The 17275-nt window shown below is 61.3% G+C and carries 14 protein-coding genes; 4 read left to right on the top strand and 10 right to left on the bottom strand.

Annotated features, from left to right (window positions below):
• Nucleotides 1-6 precede the first annotated feature (6 nt).
• Genes SMAL_RS05390 through SMAL_RS05380 form a run of 3 tightly spaced genes read left to right on the top strand, consistent with a single transcriptional unit; the run spans nt 7 to nt 2330 of the window.
• The gene (locus SMAL_RS05390; protein ID WP_012510364.1) at nt 7-1131 is read left to right on the top strand and encodes a Gfo/Idh/MocA family protein; all 1125 of its coding nucleotides are present in this window, start codon (nt 7-9) and stop codon (nt 1129-1131) included.
• A 20-nt stretch (nt 1132-1151) separates the two neighbouring features.
• Nucleotides 1152-2015: a sugar phosphate isomerase/epimerase family protein gene (locus SMAL_RS05385; protein WP_012510363.1), complete on the top strand. Its 864-nt coding sequence runs from the start codon at nt 1152-1154 to the stop codon at nt 2013-2015.
• 18 nt (nt 2016-2033) lie between these two features.
• Nucleotides 2034-2330, top strand: coding sequence for a c-type cytochrome (locus SMAL_RS05380; RefSeq protein ID WP_012510362.1), 297 nt, complete (start codon nt 2034-2036; stop codon nt 2328-2330).
• A gap of 30 nt (nt 2331-2360) precedes the next feature.
• On the opposite strand, the gene SMAL_RS05375 is transcribed toward SMAL_RS05380, so the two are convergent.
• The 5 genes from SMAL_RS05375 to SMAL_RS05355 form a co-directional block, all read right to left on the bottom strand.
• Nucleotides 2361-3104 carry a 3-keto-disaccharide hydrolase gene (locus SMAL_RS05375; RefSeq protein WP_012510361.1) on the bottom strand — a complete coding sequence of 248 codons (744 nt, stop codon included), beginning with the start codon at nt 3102-3104 and terminating at the stop codon, nt 2361-2363.
• A 14-nt stretch (nt 3105-3118) separates the two neighbouring features.
• Nucleotides 3119-3700 (bottom strand): gluconate 2-dehydrogenase subunit 3 family protein, encoded by a 582-nt coding sequence (locus tag SMAL_RS05370; protein ID WP_004147752.1) that lies wholly within the window; start codon nt 3698-3700, stop codon nt 3119-3121.
• Nucleotides 3700-5385, bottom strand: a complete 1686-nt coding sequence (locus tag SMAL_RS05365; RefSeq protein ID WP_012510360.1) for a GMC oxidoreductase — start codon at nt 5383-5385, stop codon at nt 3700-3702. Before SMAL_RS05365 ends, SMAL_RS05370 begins: the two co-directional genes overlap by 1 nt.
• A gap of 27 nt (nt 5386-5412) precedes the next feature.
• Complete coding sequence (locus SMAL_RS05360; RefSeq protein ID WP_012510359.1) at nt 5413-6309, bottom strand: hydroxypyruvate isomerase family protein; 897 nt, start codon at nt 6307-6309, stop codon at nt 5413-5415.
• A 148-nt stretch (nt 6310-6457) separates the two neighbouring features.
• Nucleotides 6458-7357: an AraC family transcriptional regulator gene (locus tag SMAL_RS05355; RefSeq protein WP_012510358.1), complete on the bottom strand. Its 900-nt coding sequence runs from the start codon at nt 7355-7357 to the stop codon at nt 6458-6460.
• Between the two features lie 93 nt (nt 7358-7450).
• Here SMAL_RS05355 and SMAL_RS05350 point away from each other — a divergent pair, with 93 nt between their 5' ends.
• Nucleotides 7451-8179: an SDR family oxidoreductase gene (locus tag SMAL_RS05350; protein WP_012510357.1), complete on the top strand. Its 729-nt coding sequence runs from the start codon at nt 7451-7453 to the stop codon at nt 8177-8179.
• Nucleotides 8180-8242: 63 nt separating this feature from the next.
• Here SMAL_RS05350 and SMAL_RS21015 read toward each other — a convergent pair whose 3' ends face one another.
• The 5 genes from SMAL_RS21015 to SMAL_RS05335 all read right to left on the bottom strand — a co-directional run bounded on the left by SMAL_RS21015 (nt 8243) and on the right by SMAL_RS05335 (nt 17067).
• A complete protein-coding gene (locus SMAL_RS21015; RefSeq protein WP_012510356.1) occupies nt 8243-8653 on the bottom strand; it encodes a hypothetical protein in 411 nt (136 codons plus the stop codon).
• Between the two features lie 500 nt (nt 8654-9153).
• Complete coding sequence (locus tag SMAL_RS20715; protein WP_012510355.1) at nt 9154-10248, bottom strand: restriction endonuclease subunit S; 1095 nt, start codon at nt 10246-10248, stop codon at nt 9154-9156.
• Nucleotides 10245-11828, bottom strand: coding sequence for a type I restriction-modification system subunit M (locus SMAL_RS05345; RefSeq protein WP_012510354.1), 1584 nt, complete (start codon nt 11826-11828; stop codon nt 10245-10247). Before SMAL_RS05345 ends, SMAL_RS20715 begins: the two co-directional genes overlap by 4 nt.
• 11 nt (nt 11829-11839) lie before the next feature.
• Nucleotides 11840-13678 (bottom strand): DNA recombination protein RmuC, encoded by a 1839-nt coding sequence (locus tag SMAL_RS05340; protein ID WP_012510353.1) that lies wholly within the window; start codon nt 13676-13678, stop codon nt 11840-11842.
• Nucleotides 13679-13686: 8 nt separating this feature from the next.
• On the bottom strand, nt 13687-17067 hold the full coding sequence (locus SMAL_RS05335; RefSeq protein ID WP_012510352.1) for a type I restriction endonuclease subunit R: 3381 nt from the start codon (nt 17065-17067) through the stop codon (nt 13687-13689).
• Nucleotides 17068-17275 lie beyond the last annotated feature (208 nt).

Raw genomic sequence — 17275 nt, 5'->3', positions numbered from 1 at the left:
CAGCCGATGCCAAAGCTTGGAATCGCCATCATCGGCGCCGGCATGATCGGTACCGTGCATCGCCGTGCGGCATTGCTGGCGGGTGCCGAGGTACGCGGCGTGGCGGCCTCGTCACCGCAGCGCGCGCGTGAGGCAGCGCAGTCGTGGAATGTCCCGCGCGCCTACCGGGACATCGAGGAGCTCATCGCCGATCCGCAGGTACAGGTCGTGCATGTCTGCACACCCAACCATCTGCACCGCTCGATGGCGCAGGCTGCGCTGGATGCCGGCAAGCACGTGATCTGCGAGAAGCCGCTGGCCACCACGTTGGAAGATGCGCAGGCGCTGGCAGGTTTGGCCGCGTCGACCGGACTGGTTGCTACGGTGCCCTTCGTCTACCGCTACCACCCGGTGGTGCGCGAGGCGCGCGCACGCATCGCGCAGGGCGAACTGGGACCGCTGCACCTGATTCACGGCAGCTATCTGCAGGACTGGCTGCTGGATCCGGCCAGCAACAACTGGCGCGTGGACCCCGCGCTGGGAGGCGCTTCGCGCGTGTTCGCCGACATCGGCTCGCACTGGTGCGACCTGGTGGAATGGGTCAGCGGCGAGCGCTTCACCGAAGTCAGCGCGGCGTTCGATACCGTGATCGCCGAACGCGGCACCGACACCGGTCAAAGCTTCAGCACGCCGACGGCAGGCAGCGCGATGCAGGCGGTGACGAGCGAGGACGTGGCGCTGGCAATGTTCAGAACCGGCGCCGGTACCCTGGCGTCGCTGACGGTCAGCCAGGTCTCGGCGGGACGCCGCAATCGCCTCTGGTTCGAGATCGATGGCGCCAACACCAGCGTTGCCTTCAACCAGGAAGACGCCGAGCGGCTGTGGATCGGCCTGCCCGACCAGCGCGAGGAAATCTTCGTGCGTGGCCCCGGGGCCGGCAGTGCCGAGCAACGCCGGCTGTCGGTGTTGCCCGCCGGTCACGCGCAGGGCTACGCGCAGTGTTTCGAAGCATTTGTTGCCGACACCTATCGCGCCATCAACGGCGAGCGCCCGCAGGGACTGCCGACCTTCGAAGATGGGCTGCGCTCGGCGCAGATCGTCGATCGTGTCATTGCATCGGCCAGGTCGCGCGCCTGGACTGCCATCGGTTGAAAACCCGGGAGGATCTGTAGATGAAAACCCTTGTCCGTAGAACTGCAAGTCTCGTCCTGCTGCTCACTGCCCTGCCCGCCTTCGCAGGCGAAGCCGCCAGCACGCAGAAACCGATCGCGGTGCAGATGTACACCCTGCGCAACGCCGGCTCACTCGACCAGCAGTTGAAGATCGTCCACGACGCGGGCGTGCACGCGGTGGAAACGGTCGGCACCCAGAACACCAGCGCGGCCGAACTCAAGCAGCTGCTGGACCGGTATTCGATCAAGGCGATCTCATCGCACGTGCCATTGGCCGAGTTGCGCAGCAACCTGGACGGTGTGGTCGCCTTCAACCGATCAATCGGCAACACGACGCTGGTGGTGCCGTACCTGGACAAGAAGGATCGCCCGACCGACGCCGCAGGCTGGACCGCGCTGGGCCAGGAACTGGGCAGCATCGCCAGGCAGGTGCAGGCCAAGGGCATGCGCCTGGCCTACCACAACCACGACTTCGAGCTGGTCGACTTCAACGGCAGGACGGGCCTGGAACTGCTGTTCGCCGCGGCCGGCCCCGACCTGCAGACCGAGCTGGACCTGGCCTGGGTCGCGCGTGCGGGCCTGGATCCGGCGCTGATGCTGGAAAAATTCCGCGGCCACATGTTCGCCGTGCATGCCAAGGACAATGCGCCAAAGGGCCAGGCCGAAGACGAAGGTGGATTCGCTGCGGTGGGCCAGGGCGTGCTGGACTGGAACGCGATCCTGCCTGCTGCGGCAGCCGCCGGCGTGCACTGGTACATCATCGAGCACGACCAGCCACGCGATCCGGCCAAGATCATCCAGACCGGCGCGGATTACCTGCGTGAACACCTGCCCGCCAACGTGCCCGCCCGTGCGCAGCGCTGACGCATCAAGGAGCCCCACATGAAAATGATCCTGGCAATGGCCGTGGCCCTGGGCGGCATGAGCGTTGCGACAGCAGCATGGTGCAAGGACGACCCGGCCGCCGGTGCAAAGCTCTACACCGCGAACTGCGTGGCCTGCCATGGTGCGGATCGTGCGGGCATGCCGGGCGCGTTTCCGGCGCTCACCGATCTCAGCAAGCGACTGCAACCTGCGCAGATCAAGGACAAGATCAGGAAGGGCGGAGGCTTGATGCCACCCTTCTCCCAGCTGTCGCAGCAGGAAATCGATGACATCGCCAGTTATCTGGCGAAGTAAGCGGCCGGCGACCACGCCGGCCGTGTGCCACTACAGCTCGCGCACCCAGATGTTGCGGTAGCTGACCTTGGAGTCGTGCTCCTGCAGGTAGAGCGGCGCACACCCATGGGGCGCGTAGGAAGGCGCACCGATGTATTCGGTCTTGCCGGCCAGCACAGTGTCGTCCTGCACCAGCACGCCGTTGTGCAGCACCGTGATGCGCGCGGGCGACACAAGCCCACCGCCCTGCGAGAAGCGCGGTGCCTTCCAGAGGATGTCGTAGGCCTGCCACTCGCCCGGTGCGCGCGCGGCGTTCACCAACGGCATCGCCTGTTTGTAGATGGAACCCGCCTGGCCATTGGCATAGGTCGGGTTGTTGTAACTGTCGAGCACCTGCAGCTCATACAGTTCCTGCAGGAAGATGCCGCTGTTGCCCCGGTTCTGGCCCTCGAAGCCCTTGGTGTCGGTGGGTGTGCGCCACTCGACATGCAGCTGGACGTCGCAGAAGCGTTGCCTGGTGCGGATGCCTTTGCTGCCCGGCACGACGGTCATGGCGCCATCGGCAATCTTCCAGGGCACGCGTCCGCCCTGCTCCGACTCCCACGCGGAGACATCCTTGCCATCGAACAGCACGATTGCATCGGACGGTGCCTTGCCTGGCGGCGTGGCCACGGTCGCGGGCACCGGCGTCCACACCTCGGTCTTCTTCGGATCGCGTGCAGGGTCGGCAGCGGCCTGCGCGAACGCAGGTGCGGCGGCCAGCACCGTGGCCGCGATCAACAAAGGCTTGATCATCCTGTTGCGCTCCATCAACTGGTCCCCCAGGCGGGTGTACCGGGAACATAGGCGAGGTCGCCGTCGTAGCGCCCCGGCACGGCAACGTACTGCAGCACCCCGGTCGCGCCGACCTTGGAGGTGAAGAAGCCGAAGATGGCCAGCTGCTTGAGCATCGTGAAGTAGTGTGGCATTGCCTCGCCCTCTTCAGGCGTCCCGGTTTCGGTCACATCGGCATGACGCGCCTTGGCTTCTGCATCAAGCGTGCGCAGCAATTCGGTGCGGGCTTCCGGTGTGAGCGATACGAACCGGCCACCAGCGCGTTTGTCGATATCCGTCAGCCCGGCGCGGAACGTCGCCTGCTGCCGGGCGCTGTAGCAGTCGCTGACGAACGTCGCCATGAACAGGCCGGCGCCGGCATCCTTTGCGCCTGGTGTCCGGGTCCGCGGCAGGATGGTCTCGGCGATCTCGTCCAGCGTGCCGACATCGGCGTCGGAGAAATGGAGCTTCGCAGCGGCGGCCAGCGCCGGCGCCTGCCCTTGCACGAGCGCAGGCAGGCCGACCATGGCCGCCCCCGTGGCGGCGACGATCATTTTCAGCAGTTCGCGGCGATCCATCAGAGGTTCCCCGCTTTCAGTTCGCGCACCGCATGGTCGGCGGCCCGGGCCGTCAGCGCCATGTAGGTCAGCGAAGGATTCACGCAGGCGCTGGAGGTCATGCAGGCACCGTCGGTGACATACACGTTGGGCGCATCCCATACCTGGTTGTGCTGGTTCAGCACCGAACTTTTCCGATCACGTCCCATGCGCGCGGTCCCCATCTCGTGGATGCCCTTGCCCGGGGCATAGTCGTTGTCGTGCATCTTCACGTCCTTGACGCCGGCCGCCTCCAGCATCTCTGCGGCATCGGCGGCCATGTCCTTGCGCATCGCCAGTTCGTTGGCGCGCATGGCAACGTCCATCGCCAGCACCGGCAACCCCCACTTGTCCTTGCGGTCGTGGTCCAGGCGGATCGCATTGTCGTGGTGCGGCAGCATTTCACCGAAGCCGGTCATGCCGATACGCCAGTCGCCCGGCACGGTCAGCGCCTCCTTCAGGTCGGCACCGATGTTGAGCTCGGCGATCTCGCGCGACCAGCCGGTGCGGCTTGCGCCGCCCTGGTAGCCGAACCCGCGCAGGTAACCGCGTTTGTCAGCCGCGACGTTGCGGAACCGCGGAATGTAGAAGCCGCAGGGGCGACGCCCGAAGTAATACTTGTCTTCGTAGCCCTCGACGCGGCCGGAGGCACCCGCACCGAAATGATGGTCCATCACGTTGTGCCCCAACTCGCCCGACGAGGAGCCCAGCCCGCCGTCCCAGACATCGGTGGCCGAGTTCATCAACAGCCACGTCGAGTTGAACGACGATGCGTTGAGGAAGATGACCTTGGCCGTGTACTGGTAGGTCTGCCCGGTCTCGGCGTCGATCACCTCCACGCCGCGGGCACGCTTGCGGTCCTTGTCGTAGAGCACTTCCTTGACGATCGAGAACGGCCGCAAGGTCAGGTTGCCTGTCTTCATCGCCGCCGGCAGTGTCGCTGCCTGGGTGGAAAAATAAGCGCCGAAGGGGCAACCCAGGATGCACTTGTTGCGGTACTGGCAGTTGACGCGGCCCTGTTCGGGCATGGGCTTTGTGATGTTGGCGGTGCGCGAGTGGATCATGTGCCGGGTGCCGCCGAACGCCTTTTTGATCCGTGCGGCCACGTCCTTCTCGACGATGTTCAATGGGATAGGCGGCAGGAACTCACCATCCGGCAACACGTCCAGCCCTTCGCGCGTACCAGCGATACCTGCGAATTTCTCCACATGGTCGTACCACGGCGCGATATCAGCGTAGCGGATGGGCCAATCGGCTGCGATGCCGTCCTTGAGATTCGCCTCGAAGTCCAGGTCGGAGAAGCGATAGCTCTGCCGGCCCCACAACAATGAGCGGCCGCCGACGTGATAGCCGCGGAACCAATCGAAGCGCTTGGTCTCGACGTAGGGCGAGTCCTGTTCGTTGGCCCACATCCCTTCCAGGTTCTCGGCCAGGCCATAGTCGCGCATCAGCACCGGGAAGTCGGCCTTCATCGCCTGCGTTGGCCGGTTTCGGTGCGGGAAGTCCCACGCCTCCTTCATCGCGTTGACGTAGTCCTTGACGTGCTCGATGTTGCGTCCGCGTTCCAGCATCAGGACCTTCAGGCCCTTTTCGGTCAGCTCCTTCGCTGCCCAACCGCCACTGATTCCCGAGCCAACAACAATGGCGTCGTAGTGATTATCTGCCATGGGTTTCTCACCTGGGTGGATATCGATTCAGACGTCGCAGAGGCGGATTGCCTCGCGCAATGAGCCAACGGGATCGGGCGCTGCAGGCATGAATTCCTGCGCCAGATACCCCTTGAAACCGGTGTCGCGGATCGCACGGCAGATGGCCGGATAGTGGAGCTCCTGCTGGTCTCCGATCTCGTTCCGGCCGGGCACGCCTGCGGTGTGGTAATGCTTGAAGCAGGCGTGATGCTTGCCGATGGTGGCGATGATGTCGCCCTCCATGATCTGCATGTGGTAGATGTCGTAGAGCAGGCCGAAGTTGTCCGAGCCGAGCCGCTGGCACAGCTCCACGCCCCATGCGGAGTGGTCGCACAGGTAGTCACGATGATCGACCTTGGAGTTCAACAGCTCCATCACCAGCACCACACCGCGCTTCTCGGCGTGCCCGAGGATGCGCTTGAGGCCGGCCTCGGCATTGGCCAGGCCTTCCTTCGGGTCCATCCCGTTGCGGTTGCCCGAGAAGCAGATCAGGTTGCGATAACCGGCCTCGGCGACCAGATCAATGTGCCGCGTGTAGCGTTCCACCAGCTGGTCATGGAACTGGCGGCCGGCAAAGCCCTTGGTGAGGCCGAGCTCCGCGCCGTTGCACATCGAGCTGTATACGCCATTGGCTTTCAACGTGGGCCAGTCTTCCGGACCGACCAGGTCGATCGCGGCAAAGCCAATGTCCTTCACTGTGCTGCAAAGCTGGGCGACCGACAGCTGCGGGAAGGTCCAGCGGGCCACGGCGTGCTTCAGGTGGCCCTTCAGCGGTGCAGTGCCGGCGAATGCGGGCAATGCTCCCGCAGTACCCAGGGCTACGCCTCCAGCAACCGCCATGCGCAACGCATCACGCCGCGTGAGCCCCCTCGCCGGGGCCGGTCTGATCGAATGGATGGACATCCACCTGCCGGCCTCCCAACCGGTATCAAACGCAACAATTCACAGCAATGCAATCGATTGCACCATAGGGGAGGAAATTGTCTGTTTGCAAGTCGCGGTGCACGAAAATCGATGCTGCGCGGCACAACGACAGTGAGACTGCAGGTGATCAATCGCGCATGCGCGCGAACCTTGCCGGCGGCATGCCCACCAACCGCGCGAATGCCACGCCGAAGGTGACCGCGCTGGCATAGCCCACCCGTTCGGCCACCTGTTCCAGGCTCAGTGCACGATCCTTCAGCAGGCGCTTGGCCAGCGCCATGCGCCACTGCAGCAGGCATTCCATGGGTGCCACACCCACCACCTGCATGAAACGCGCGGCGAAGCCCGAGCGTGACATCGTCGCCTTCCCGGCCAGTTCCTCTACCGTCCATGCATGTTGGGGCCGCGCATGCAGCGCGCGCAGTGCCGCGGCCAGCCGCTCATCGCCGAGCCCGCGTACCAGGCCGCTGCCGCCGACGCTGTCCATACCGCTGCGCAGCGCCTCGATCAGCAGTACTTCCAGCAAGCGCTCCAGCACCACATCGCGGGCCGGCCGCTGCGCGCGCGCCTCCTCGCCCACCATCTGGACCAGCGTGGCCAGGCGCGGCTCACCGCGTATGTGCAACAGCCGCGGCAGCAACGACACCAGCAGGGCGGCATCGGGCGAGGCGAATCCGCAGTGGCCGATCTGCGCGCACAACGCTGCCGGTCCGTCCGCGCGCCCGACCCGGAAGTGGCCCTCCGCGAGGCGTACCGGCAGGCTGGGGGTGATGTCCGGCGGCGCCTGCATGCTGGTGTTGACCAGCTCGCGCAGGGCCGGCACAAGCACGAAATCGCCGGCCTGCAGGGTGAGCGGCGCACCACCGTCCACCGACAGGCGGCATTGGCCGTGCAGCACCGCCATATAGAACGGCTCGCCCTCTCCTTCGCGGCGCACGCACCACTCGCCCGCCGCCTCGACCCGCTTGGAGTGGCGTGCCGTGGGCTGCAGCAAGGAAACGACCTCGGACAGCGGATCGGACGACATTGGACGCTCAGCAAGAAAATACAGACGTTTCACTGTAGCGCGTCCACCAAGCCAAGCTGACCATGGTCTCTCATTCCCGCTGACGTAGACCCGATGCAAACCGTACTGATCACCGGCTGTTCCTCCGGCTTCGGGCTGGAGACCGCCCGCCTGTTCCTCGACCGTGGCTGGAAGGTCATCGCCACCATGCGCACCCCGCGCACCGACCTGCTGCCGGCGTCCGCGCATCTGCGCGTGCTCGCCCTGGACATCACCGATCCGGCCAGCATCGCGCACGCCATCGCCGAGGCCGGCCCGATCGACATGCTGGTCAACAACGCCGGTTTCGGCGCACCGGTGCCGGTGGAACTTACGCCACTGGAAACAGCGCGTGCCCTGTTCGACACCAACACCCTGGGCACGCTGGCCATGACCCAAGCCGTGCTGCCGCAGATGCGCGAGCGCGGCGACGGCGTGATCGTCAACATGACCACCACGGTGACGGTGAAGGCGCTGCCGCTGGTGGGCGTGTACAGCGCCAGCAAGGCGGCGGTGAACGCCTTCACCGAATCATTGGCCATCGAAGTCGCGCCGCTGGGCGTGCGCGTGCGCCTGGTGCTGCCCGGCCGCGCGCCGACCACGCGCTTCGGCGAAAACGCGTTCCCGCATCTGGGCGGCATGGAGCACCCTGCCTATGCGCCGCTGGTGCAGGGCGTGCTGGCCAGCTTTCGCGACAGCAGCGGCCCGGTGACCACGCCGCAGGCCGTGGCCGAAGCCGTATGGCGCGCGGTGACCGACGAGAACCCGCCGATGCGCAATCCCGGGGGCGATGACGCGGTGTAGTGGATGAACGCCGCGGGTTGACGTCCTGCCGAGCCTGGTCGAGCGGCGCCGATGCGCTGCCGATCAGCTACCGGCACCTGGCGGACGGCCGGTGGGGGCACGCCGCCTGACGAAGAAAATGACCAGGAAACAGAAGCCCACCGCAGCACTGGGGCCACTGGAACCCGCCACGGCCCCTGCGATGCAGAGCAGCGCTGCGACCAGCAGCCAGAGATCATTCTTCATCATCGAGTCTTCCCATCCATGCGCGCGCAGGCCAGCACAGAGGCCGGCACCGGTGGATTGCCAGCTTGGATCAGCCAGGGTGGCGATGCAATCCCATGTCACTGTGGACGCCGGGCAACGCGGCAGGAAGGTAAAAAGGGAGCCCCACGCAAGGTGCTCCTTTTTGGTTTGCAGCTGCATCTGTTGCCAGGCGTGCATCAGAATGGTTGCACCCACATTCTTCGCCCTTAATGACCGAAGAACCAGCATCAGGAATTTATTTACAATAAAAATCAGCCAAGCCCACTAACTTTACTTCTACAATTAACTAATTTTAAATTATTAATTTAGCAAAGAACTACGCGAAACTCTGGCCTTTTCTCAACAACCTCGCGAGCCGATCAAGGGATCCGAGGTGGGAAGAGGGATACAAAATTGTCTGGAGTAGAGGACTGAGCAGCGGAGGATGCTGGCGGGCTACCAAATCAAGCTTGTGAATAGGCAAGGCGTGCCAGCAACATGCCGGCGCCAGCAGGTCCGGTCCGCCACTGGATGGGCCGCCGCCTTAGCCGCGCCCATCGGCACACTGAAGTAACCCGGCATGTCCGCGCCCCGTTGACTGGAAGCACAACTAACTAATCGGGCGGGGGGACAGAAAAATGACACGGAGGAGATTGCAGCACAAAGGCGTGAGAAAGCGCTGACTGTCGCGAAAATCGATCTAAAAATATCCGCCTAACAGCAACCATGGGACTTTCCTGGAAATCAACTTAAAGCCCCCCCGCGAACACCAACTGAGATAGCGACTCGAAGACAGGCATTTCAAGAGCAACTTCATTCCTCTCATTCAAGGCTAAAGTGCTCTCCACAATACCAGCAAATTTAGCCTGCATGGCCCGAGGAGGAACAGGAATTTCGATCCCATCAAAAAGTGATTTCTTCAGAATAGGAAGAGTGGTTTGAATCGCCCCATCTCTAACCAACTGTGGGCAAATCTTAAAAACAAAGTACCCATAAATATCATGGACCTCACAATTCCACTCTTGTGCGTTTATCTGCTGATTGAAAGTCACAGGAGATTCAGAAATTCCAACTTTTCCGATTGTCGCACCAATACAGCAAACCAACAGACCACCTGCGCGACACAACCTAGAATTCGCCAATCCCTCTTCAGTCACCTCTCGGGCCGATGACCTGATGCACCCATTTAAATCACCTGGCGTTACAAAAGGAGTTCCTTTGCCCCACATGCCAGCCTTTTCGCTCGGCGGCGTTTTCCCCGTGATTGAACTACCGAGCGTTCTGAGAGCTTTCCTGGGCCAACCTTTCGGATTGGTCACCGGGTCACCGAACATGTCCAGAAAGACCGCGCGCAGGAGGTCATCAGCAAGCTGGATTGCTTGCTGGCGCTTGCGGCGAATGGCGTCGGCCTTGTCGAGGATGGCGGCAATGCGTTTCTGTTCGGGCAGGGGCGGCAGCGGGATCAGCTCATCATGGACTAAGTTTCTATTGAGAGTTGGCACGCCGGCACCCTCAGAAAACCGCTCCAGCTTGAAAGCAGAAAGCATGTAATAGACCCATCGCGGATGGTTGCCATGAAAATCCATCACATACAACGCGGTATTCAGCGGCCAAAAGCCACCTTCACAATAGTGAACTCTCCCTATCGTTCCTGACCTTCCCGTTATTACGCCAGGGCCATTGATTTTCACTTCATCGTGAGAGCCATTCTGTCCATTAGCCGCATAAATGGGAACTTCACCTTTATTTCTCATCCCAACTGGCAGATCGTATCCGCGCTTAAGAGTCGCAATATTCTTGAGCGGGACCAAAGGCCACCCTGAGTGGTTTTGAAAAAAGCTCACAGCATCCCCTCCAGCGCATCCAGATCCGCCAGGATCTCCTGCTCCAGCGCACGCAGCCGCTGCAGGATCTGCCTCGGGTCTTCGTACTGCACCTGCTGGTGCTCCACTTCTTTGTAGCGGTTGATGGACAGGTCGTACTTGTTGGCGGCGATGGCTTCGGCCGGCACTACAAAGGCCTTCTGCTTGCGGTCACCGAACTGCTTGTTGATGGTCTGCTTACGGGCATTGCGCTCGACCAGCTTGCGGTAGGCCGCCCACTGGGCAATCGCATCGGGTAGGTCATTGCTGCCCTCGCCCTTCAGCGGCGTGCGCTTGTCATCCAGCGAATAGCCATCGGCCCGCAGGTCGTAGAACCACACACGCTCGGTTTGACCGCCCTTGGTGAACAACAGGATGGCCGTGCTCACGCCGGCATAGGGCCTGAACACGCCGCTGGGCAGGCTGATAACGCCTTCCAGCTGGTTGTTTTCCAACAGTTCCCGGCGCAGCTGCTGGTGGGCCTTGCTGGAGCCGAACAGCACGCCATCGGGCACGATCACCGCCGCACGGCCGCCCAGCTTGAGCGAGCGCAGGATGTGGGCCACAAACAGCAGCTCGGTCTTCTTGGTCGCGACCAAGGCCAGTACGTCCGGGTTGACGTTGGCCTCATCCAGGCTGCCCTTGAACGGCGGGTTGGCTAAAACCACGTCAAAGAAGTTCTCTTCCTGACGAGGGAAGTGTTCCTTGATGGATTTGTTCAACGTGTCCTGATAGTTGATGTTCGCCCCGCTCACCCCGTGCAGCAGCATGTTCATGCTGGACACGCGCAGCATGGTGGTATCGAAATCGAAACCCCAGAACATCTGGCTGTTGATGTGCTTGCGGTAGGCGTCCAGCAAGTCACCGGTGTAGCTGCTGTTGCCGTCCTCGTCGGTGAGGGTGCCCGCTTCGCTGGAATGGGTGCGGTTGAGGTATTCCATGGTGCGGGCCAGGAAGCCGGCCGTGCCGCAGGACGGATCGCAGACCACCTCGTAAGGCTGCGGCGCCACCACTTCCACCATCGCATCGATGATGTGGCGCGGGGTACGGAACTGCCCATTGATGCCGGCCGTCGTCAGCTTGCTGAGCAGGTATTCGTAGATATCGCCCTTGACGTCGGTCTGTGTCAGCGGCAGTTCGTTGACCATTTCCACGGCAGCCACCAGCACCGACTCGTTCTTGATCTCCAGGTCGGCATCCTGCATGTACTCGCCAATATGCCCCAGCGCCGCCCCGGACCCGCCCTTGTCCCCGGCGGTGCTCAGCGAGGTAAAGAACGGGTAGACGTTCTTCTTCAGGTGCTTGTGCAGCTCTTTGCCACTGAGGTTGCGGAAGTTCTTCCAGCGCAGCAACTGGCCTTCGCGGGAGGCGGGGAACAGGCGCTCGACCGGCTTGCCGGTGCGCTTGGCCTTGCGTTCGACCACGTCTTCCTGCATGTCCAGCATGCGGGCAAACATCAGGTAGCTGATCTGCTCGATCACAGTCAGCGGGTTGGTGATACCCCCGGTCCAGAATTTCTCCCAGAGCTTATCGATATCGTTGCGGATCTTGCCGGTCAACATCAGTTGGTCTCTTACTCAGTTTCAGTGTCATTTTCGTCGAGCAAGCCTTCATCGTCAGCGGCGCGGTTAAGCGCTTCGATGCTTTGCTCAGATGGGATAAAATCGATTTCCAGCGCGGCTTTGTCGGCGAAATAGGCAGGCAGCTGCGCCTTGATGGCGGGTGCAAGGTTCTTGAATTCGCCCACCTGCTTGACGAGGTTGCCTTTGCCGCTGACCAGTTGGCCTTCCGCCTTGGTATAGGCTTCGGTGGCGCTTTCCAGCCCCTTCTTGATTCTCTCGAAACTGGCCAGGAAGGAGTTGAGCTTTCTGAAAACGCCCTCTGCTCGGTTGGCCAGCGCGGCGGTGTGCTTGTTCTGATCCTCATAGCGCCAGAGCTGGCGAACGATGTTGAGGCTGGTCAGCAGGGTAGTCGGCGTAGCCACCAACACATTGTTCTCAATGGCCTGCTGAAACAGGGTTTCATCCGCCTTGAGCGCTTCAACGAACGCAGACTCAATGGGGATGAACATGAACACCATGTCCGGCGAGTTGAGCCCCGGCAGCTTGTAATAGTCACGGTCAGCCAGCTCCTTGATGCGGCTGGCGACGGCCTGGACATGCTCTTTCAGGGCCTGCTTGCGCTCCAGATCGTCTTCCGCGTTCACGTAGCGGGCATAGGCGTTGAGCGAGACCTTGGCGTCGATGATCAGGTGCCTGCCTTGGGGCAAGTAAACCACGGCATCCGGGCGCCGGCGCCCCTCCTCGGTAGTAATGCTGACCTCGCGCTGGTAGTCCTTGTCCAGCTGCAGGCCAGAGCGGTCGAGTACGTTTTCAAGCACCAGCTCGCCCCAGTTGCCCTGCAGCTTCTTTTGACCGCGCAGCGCAGTGGATAGCTCATGGGCCTCGGCAGTGATCTGTTGGTTAAGCGCCTTCAGCTGCTCCAGCTCTTTGCGCAGCTCACCCTGCTGGGTGGTTTCCCGGTGATGGATCTGCCGGACCTCTAGCTTGAAGGTTTCGATGGACTGCTGGAACGGCGTCATCACGGCACTCAGACTGAGCTTGCTACTTTCCTGCAAGGCTTGGGCCTTAGCTTCCAGTATTTCGTTGGAGAGCAATTTGAACTGTTCGCTCAAGCTGGCTTTCTGTTGTTCGAAATTGGCCAACTCGCGTGCATGACTGGCCTCACGCTCGTCCAGCTCCGTCTTGAGTTTGGTGTATTCGCTGCTCTGCGCAGCAAAGCGAGCCTGGAGCGTTTCATAGCGCTCGGCAGCAACCACTTGCTGCGCCTTGAGGCCCTGAAGTTGCTCGCGGGCTTCCCGTTCGCCTATTGCTGCCACCTTGGCAAGGGCATCCTGATTTGCGAGCTGGTCCTTGAGCGTGTCGCGCTCACGTTGCAAGGAGTTATTGGATGCTTGGGCGGTAGCGAGACGATCAAACAAGTCGTTGACTTTTTCCTGCGCCGCTCGACCTTCGGCTTGGGCGGTCTCTAAGCCTTTGACTGCTTCAAGATACTTCCCGTGGGCATCCTCCAGATCCTGACGCAATTCAGCCTGCACGTCTTTGCCGTCCAGCTGCTCTTGCGTCAACCGACTCACATTGTCGATGGCTGCCTGCATCTGCGCCTTCAACGCGGAATCTGCAACCTGCAACTCATTGACTCGAGCGTCTGCGGCTTTGAGCTGCTCACCCAGCGCGGCACTGCTGGCCACTGCCGTTGCTAGCGCCTGCTGAGCCTGCTCGAGCTGGGCTTGCAGCAGACCGAGCTGCCGGCCCTGACGCAATGTCGCCACCAAATAGCCCAGCAACGCACAAATCAATGCAAGCACGGCAGTGATGACGATGACGTCAGTAGTCCATTGAGTGGCTTCCATGTGCTCTCCTAGCGGCTGGCTGACACGGCTTCTCCGCGCATGAAGGGTTTGAGTACAGCCACGAGCGCATCCACATCCGCTGCCGTAAAGACACCATCGATGCCTTCGTGGGAAATGCTGTCAAACGGCGGCTCGTAGAGCGTCTCAATGACGATGCTGCCGTGGGTGGCAATGTAGTTCTTCAACAGGTTCATGAAGCGCACCTGTTGTGCGGTAAGCCCAGGATGTGCGTGCAGAAAGCCCTTGAAGTGCTCTTCGATGCCGTGTGCATCCAGGCCGATTATCTCACGCACGGTGAGGTGCAATTCATTGGCGGTACGGCCGTAGAACTCGTTGAGCACCTCCAAGCTGACGCCCGGATGGCTGGTGAGGATGGTAGAAGTGAGTGTTTTTAGCTCATGCTCGGCAATGGACTGGCCTTGGTGGATCTTCTGCAGGGTAGGATTCGCGGCCAGCATGTCATCGAGAATGCGCTTGAGCCGACGCCGGTAGATCAGCGCCTCGCTGGCTCCTACCATGTATGTCGTGCGCTCCTCTTCGATCACCCCGCCATCGCCGGTGCGGGTCGTGGGCATGTCATAGCCCGGCCCAACATCCACGCGCCGGTACTTCATGATGCCGCGCAATTCCTTGCGGACATGTTCTAGGCTCGCAATGCTGGCCTGCTGCCAGAATGCGGCACTGCGTACCTCGGCAATCACTGCATCCTTCTGCCGGACCGCCTGAATGTTCACTGCCAGCTTGTCCAAGGCAACCAATAGTTCGGTCTTGCCATCTTCAAAACAGCTAGCCTGCTCCACCAGACAACGCTGGATGTTTGCCATGAGTTTGTCCAGCGCGGTGGCATGCTTGTCGCGCAGCACTCGGGCAGACATCAGTGGCGATATGGCCTCACTGACCAGGTGCTGGGTGCGGCTATCGAAATTCCGTAGCTGGTCGGTCTGCTGCAACTGGTGCACCAACCGCAGCTGCCGCCGCACGGCCACACTGCTGTCCGGCAGGTCATTGATGTCTTCGCGCATCAGGCGCACGGCCAGGTCAAAGGCCTCGGCATGGCTCTTCTTCAGCGCCACTTGGGCAAGTTCGACACGTGCTGCAAACGTAGTCTGCAGCAGCGAGTTCCCGCCGGTGTCTTCCGGCTCCTGGTATTCCTGCTCGAAGAATTCGAAATTGCCGTAGTGATCAAAGATCAGAAATTCGGCCTTATGCTTGCCCGGACCGAACAGATGCGGGCGAAGACGCGTGCCACGGCCAATCATCTGCCAGAACTTTACCCAGGATTTCACCGGCTTGGCAAAGACCAGGTTCACTACCTCCGGCACGTCAATGCCTGTATCGAGCATGTCTACCGAAATGGCGATGCGGAATTCGTTGTCCGGCTTCTTGAACTCCTTGATCAGGGTTTCCACATGCGGAATGTCGTTGTGGATGACCTTGCACACACGCGTGCCGTACTGCGGGTAAAGCTTGGTGAAGATTTTCTCCAGATGCTCGGCGTGATCCTGACGCTGGGCAAAGATAATCGTCTTGCCCACCAGGGAGCCGGTGTCATCCTTGATGCCGTTGTCGATCAGGTTTTCAAGGATGATGCGGTCGGTGGATTCGCTGAAGATCCTGCGACCGATGTCTTTGCCGGCGATGGTCGTGCGCTTGGCCTCTTCCTCACCCAGATCCTCTTCCAGCTGACGCTTCTGCTCGTCATTCAGGTCGTTGTAGTGGATGCCATCGCGCAGGAAGTCAGTTGTCAGGTCGCGTACGCGGAACGGCACCAGATACGGCGGATCGTTGTTGATGGCTGCATCCAGGCCGAACTCGAAGGTCGGGTCGGTGGTTTCGCAGTCGAACATGTCGAAGGTATTGCGGCTGATGAACCTTACCGGCGTGGCGGTCAGCCCGACCTGCAGAGCGTCGAAGTAATCGAACAGGTCGCGGTACTTGTTATAGATGCTGCGATGGCTTTCGTCAGCAATGATCAGGTCGAAGAAGCCGACATCCAACTGCGCGAAACGGTTCATCATCCCCGGGTAAGTAGCGATGTAGATGCGCGCGGTCTGGTCAACCTTATTGGCTTCGCCGATTACGCAGCGCGGTTCGCTGGGCAGGTTCTGCTTGAAGGCATCATCGGCCTGGACGCGCAGCTCCTTGCGGTCGCAGAGGAACAGCACTCGCTTGGCCCAGCCGGTGCGCAGCAGAAGTTCGGCCAAAGCAATTGCAACGCGGGTCTTGCCGGTGCCAGTGGCCTGAATGATCAGCGCCTTGCGCCGCTGCTTCTGGAAGTGCGCGGCAACGGTCTTGATCGCCTCGATCTGATACGGCCTGTCGGCAATGCTCAACTCGGGGTTGTGTTTCTCCAGCTCGGCAACGCGGTACTGACGCTGGTAGATCAGATATTCCAAGCTGTCCTTGCCATAGAAGCCATAGACCTGCCGATAGCCGTTGTACTGCTTATCATCCCAGATGAAGGTCTCATAGCCGTTGCTGTAGAAGATCACCGGGCGTTGCATGCCCATGAGTTCAAAGCCATCGGCATACATGCGGGCCTGTTCGCGCCCCGCCTGAAGGCTGACGTTGCCTGATTTCTTGGCTTCGACCACCGCCAGAGGCTGGCCGTTGTCTCCCCACAGCACATAGTCTGCATAGCCCTTGCCGCTGGCGTTGCCTGGAAAATCGACTTCCACCTCCAACCCGACCTGTGCGGGGCTGCCCACATCCCAGCCGGCCTGAAGCAGCATGGCGTCGATCAGGAGCTTGCGGGTCTTAGCCTCACTCCATTGCAGGCTGCCGGCAACCTGCTCGCTCCTTTCCTGGCGCTGCCTCTGATCTGCTGGAGCAGGCGTTTCGACTTTTCCAAGATCACGTACCCGCTTCTGCTCCAACTGTTCCAAAACACGCTGCAGCTCTTCCTGCTGTTTGGCCAGCTCCTTCTCATAGCTGACAACTGACTTCTGCAACGCGTTGAGCGCAGTGGTGGGATCCTTGACCTCGACAAAAGCCGGCAAGTCCGAATGGGCCAGCCTGTAGTACTTCACGGCCATGTACTTGGCCAGCTCGTGAGCCGTCTTCAATGCCGATCTGGCCGTGCGGACATCTCCTTCGCCGCCATGGGCTGTTTCATTGCCCTGGATACGCAGGAAATTGATCTGATGGACCAGCGAGCTGCTTGTGCACGCGGTGAATACCGGACTCTTCACCAAGTCATAGAAAGTGGACTGCGGCAAGCGTGGCAGACGCTCCTCGCTGTAGATGGTCTTGGTCAACTCCTCAGCGAAACTGCGCAACCGTGTAAGTGCGCTGCCGGGATCGACATGCAGAACCCCCTCTGCAAGACCGGCCAGATTGGCCAGCAGTTCGTTTACAGGGCGAAGAAATTCAAAATTGACGGATTTCATTCAGGCGACTCTGTCCTTGGCGACCTTGAAATCAAGGCCGTGCGGCGTTCCATGTGGCGAACTGCAGCCCACTCATCAGTTCAACCGCAGCCGGCATGCCGAGTTCGATGAATGGGGAGGGCTTCCTTTGTAGCGGAAATCACTGAAGGGTGCCAGGCCAGAACCAGTCTGTATCGCTGGTCACCCCTGCTATTACAGTGCCCAAGGG

This window comes from Stenotrophomonas maltophilia R551-3 (genome assembly GCF_000020665.1).
In the GTDB taxonomy this organism is placed as follows: domain Bacteria; phylum Pseudomonadota; class Gammaproteobacteria; order Xanthomonadales; family Xanthomonadaceae; genus Stenotrophomonas; species Stenotrophomonas maltophilia_L.
Note: the sequence above shows the minus strand (reverse complement) of the source record. Positions and strands in the feature narration are given on the sequence as shown.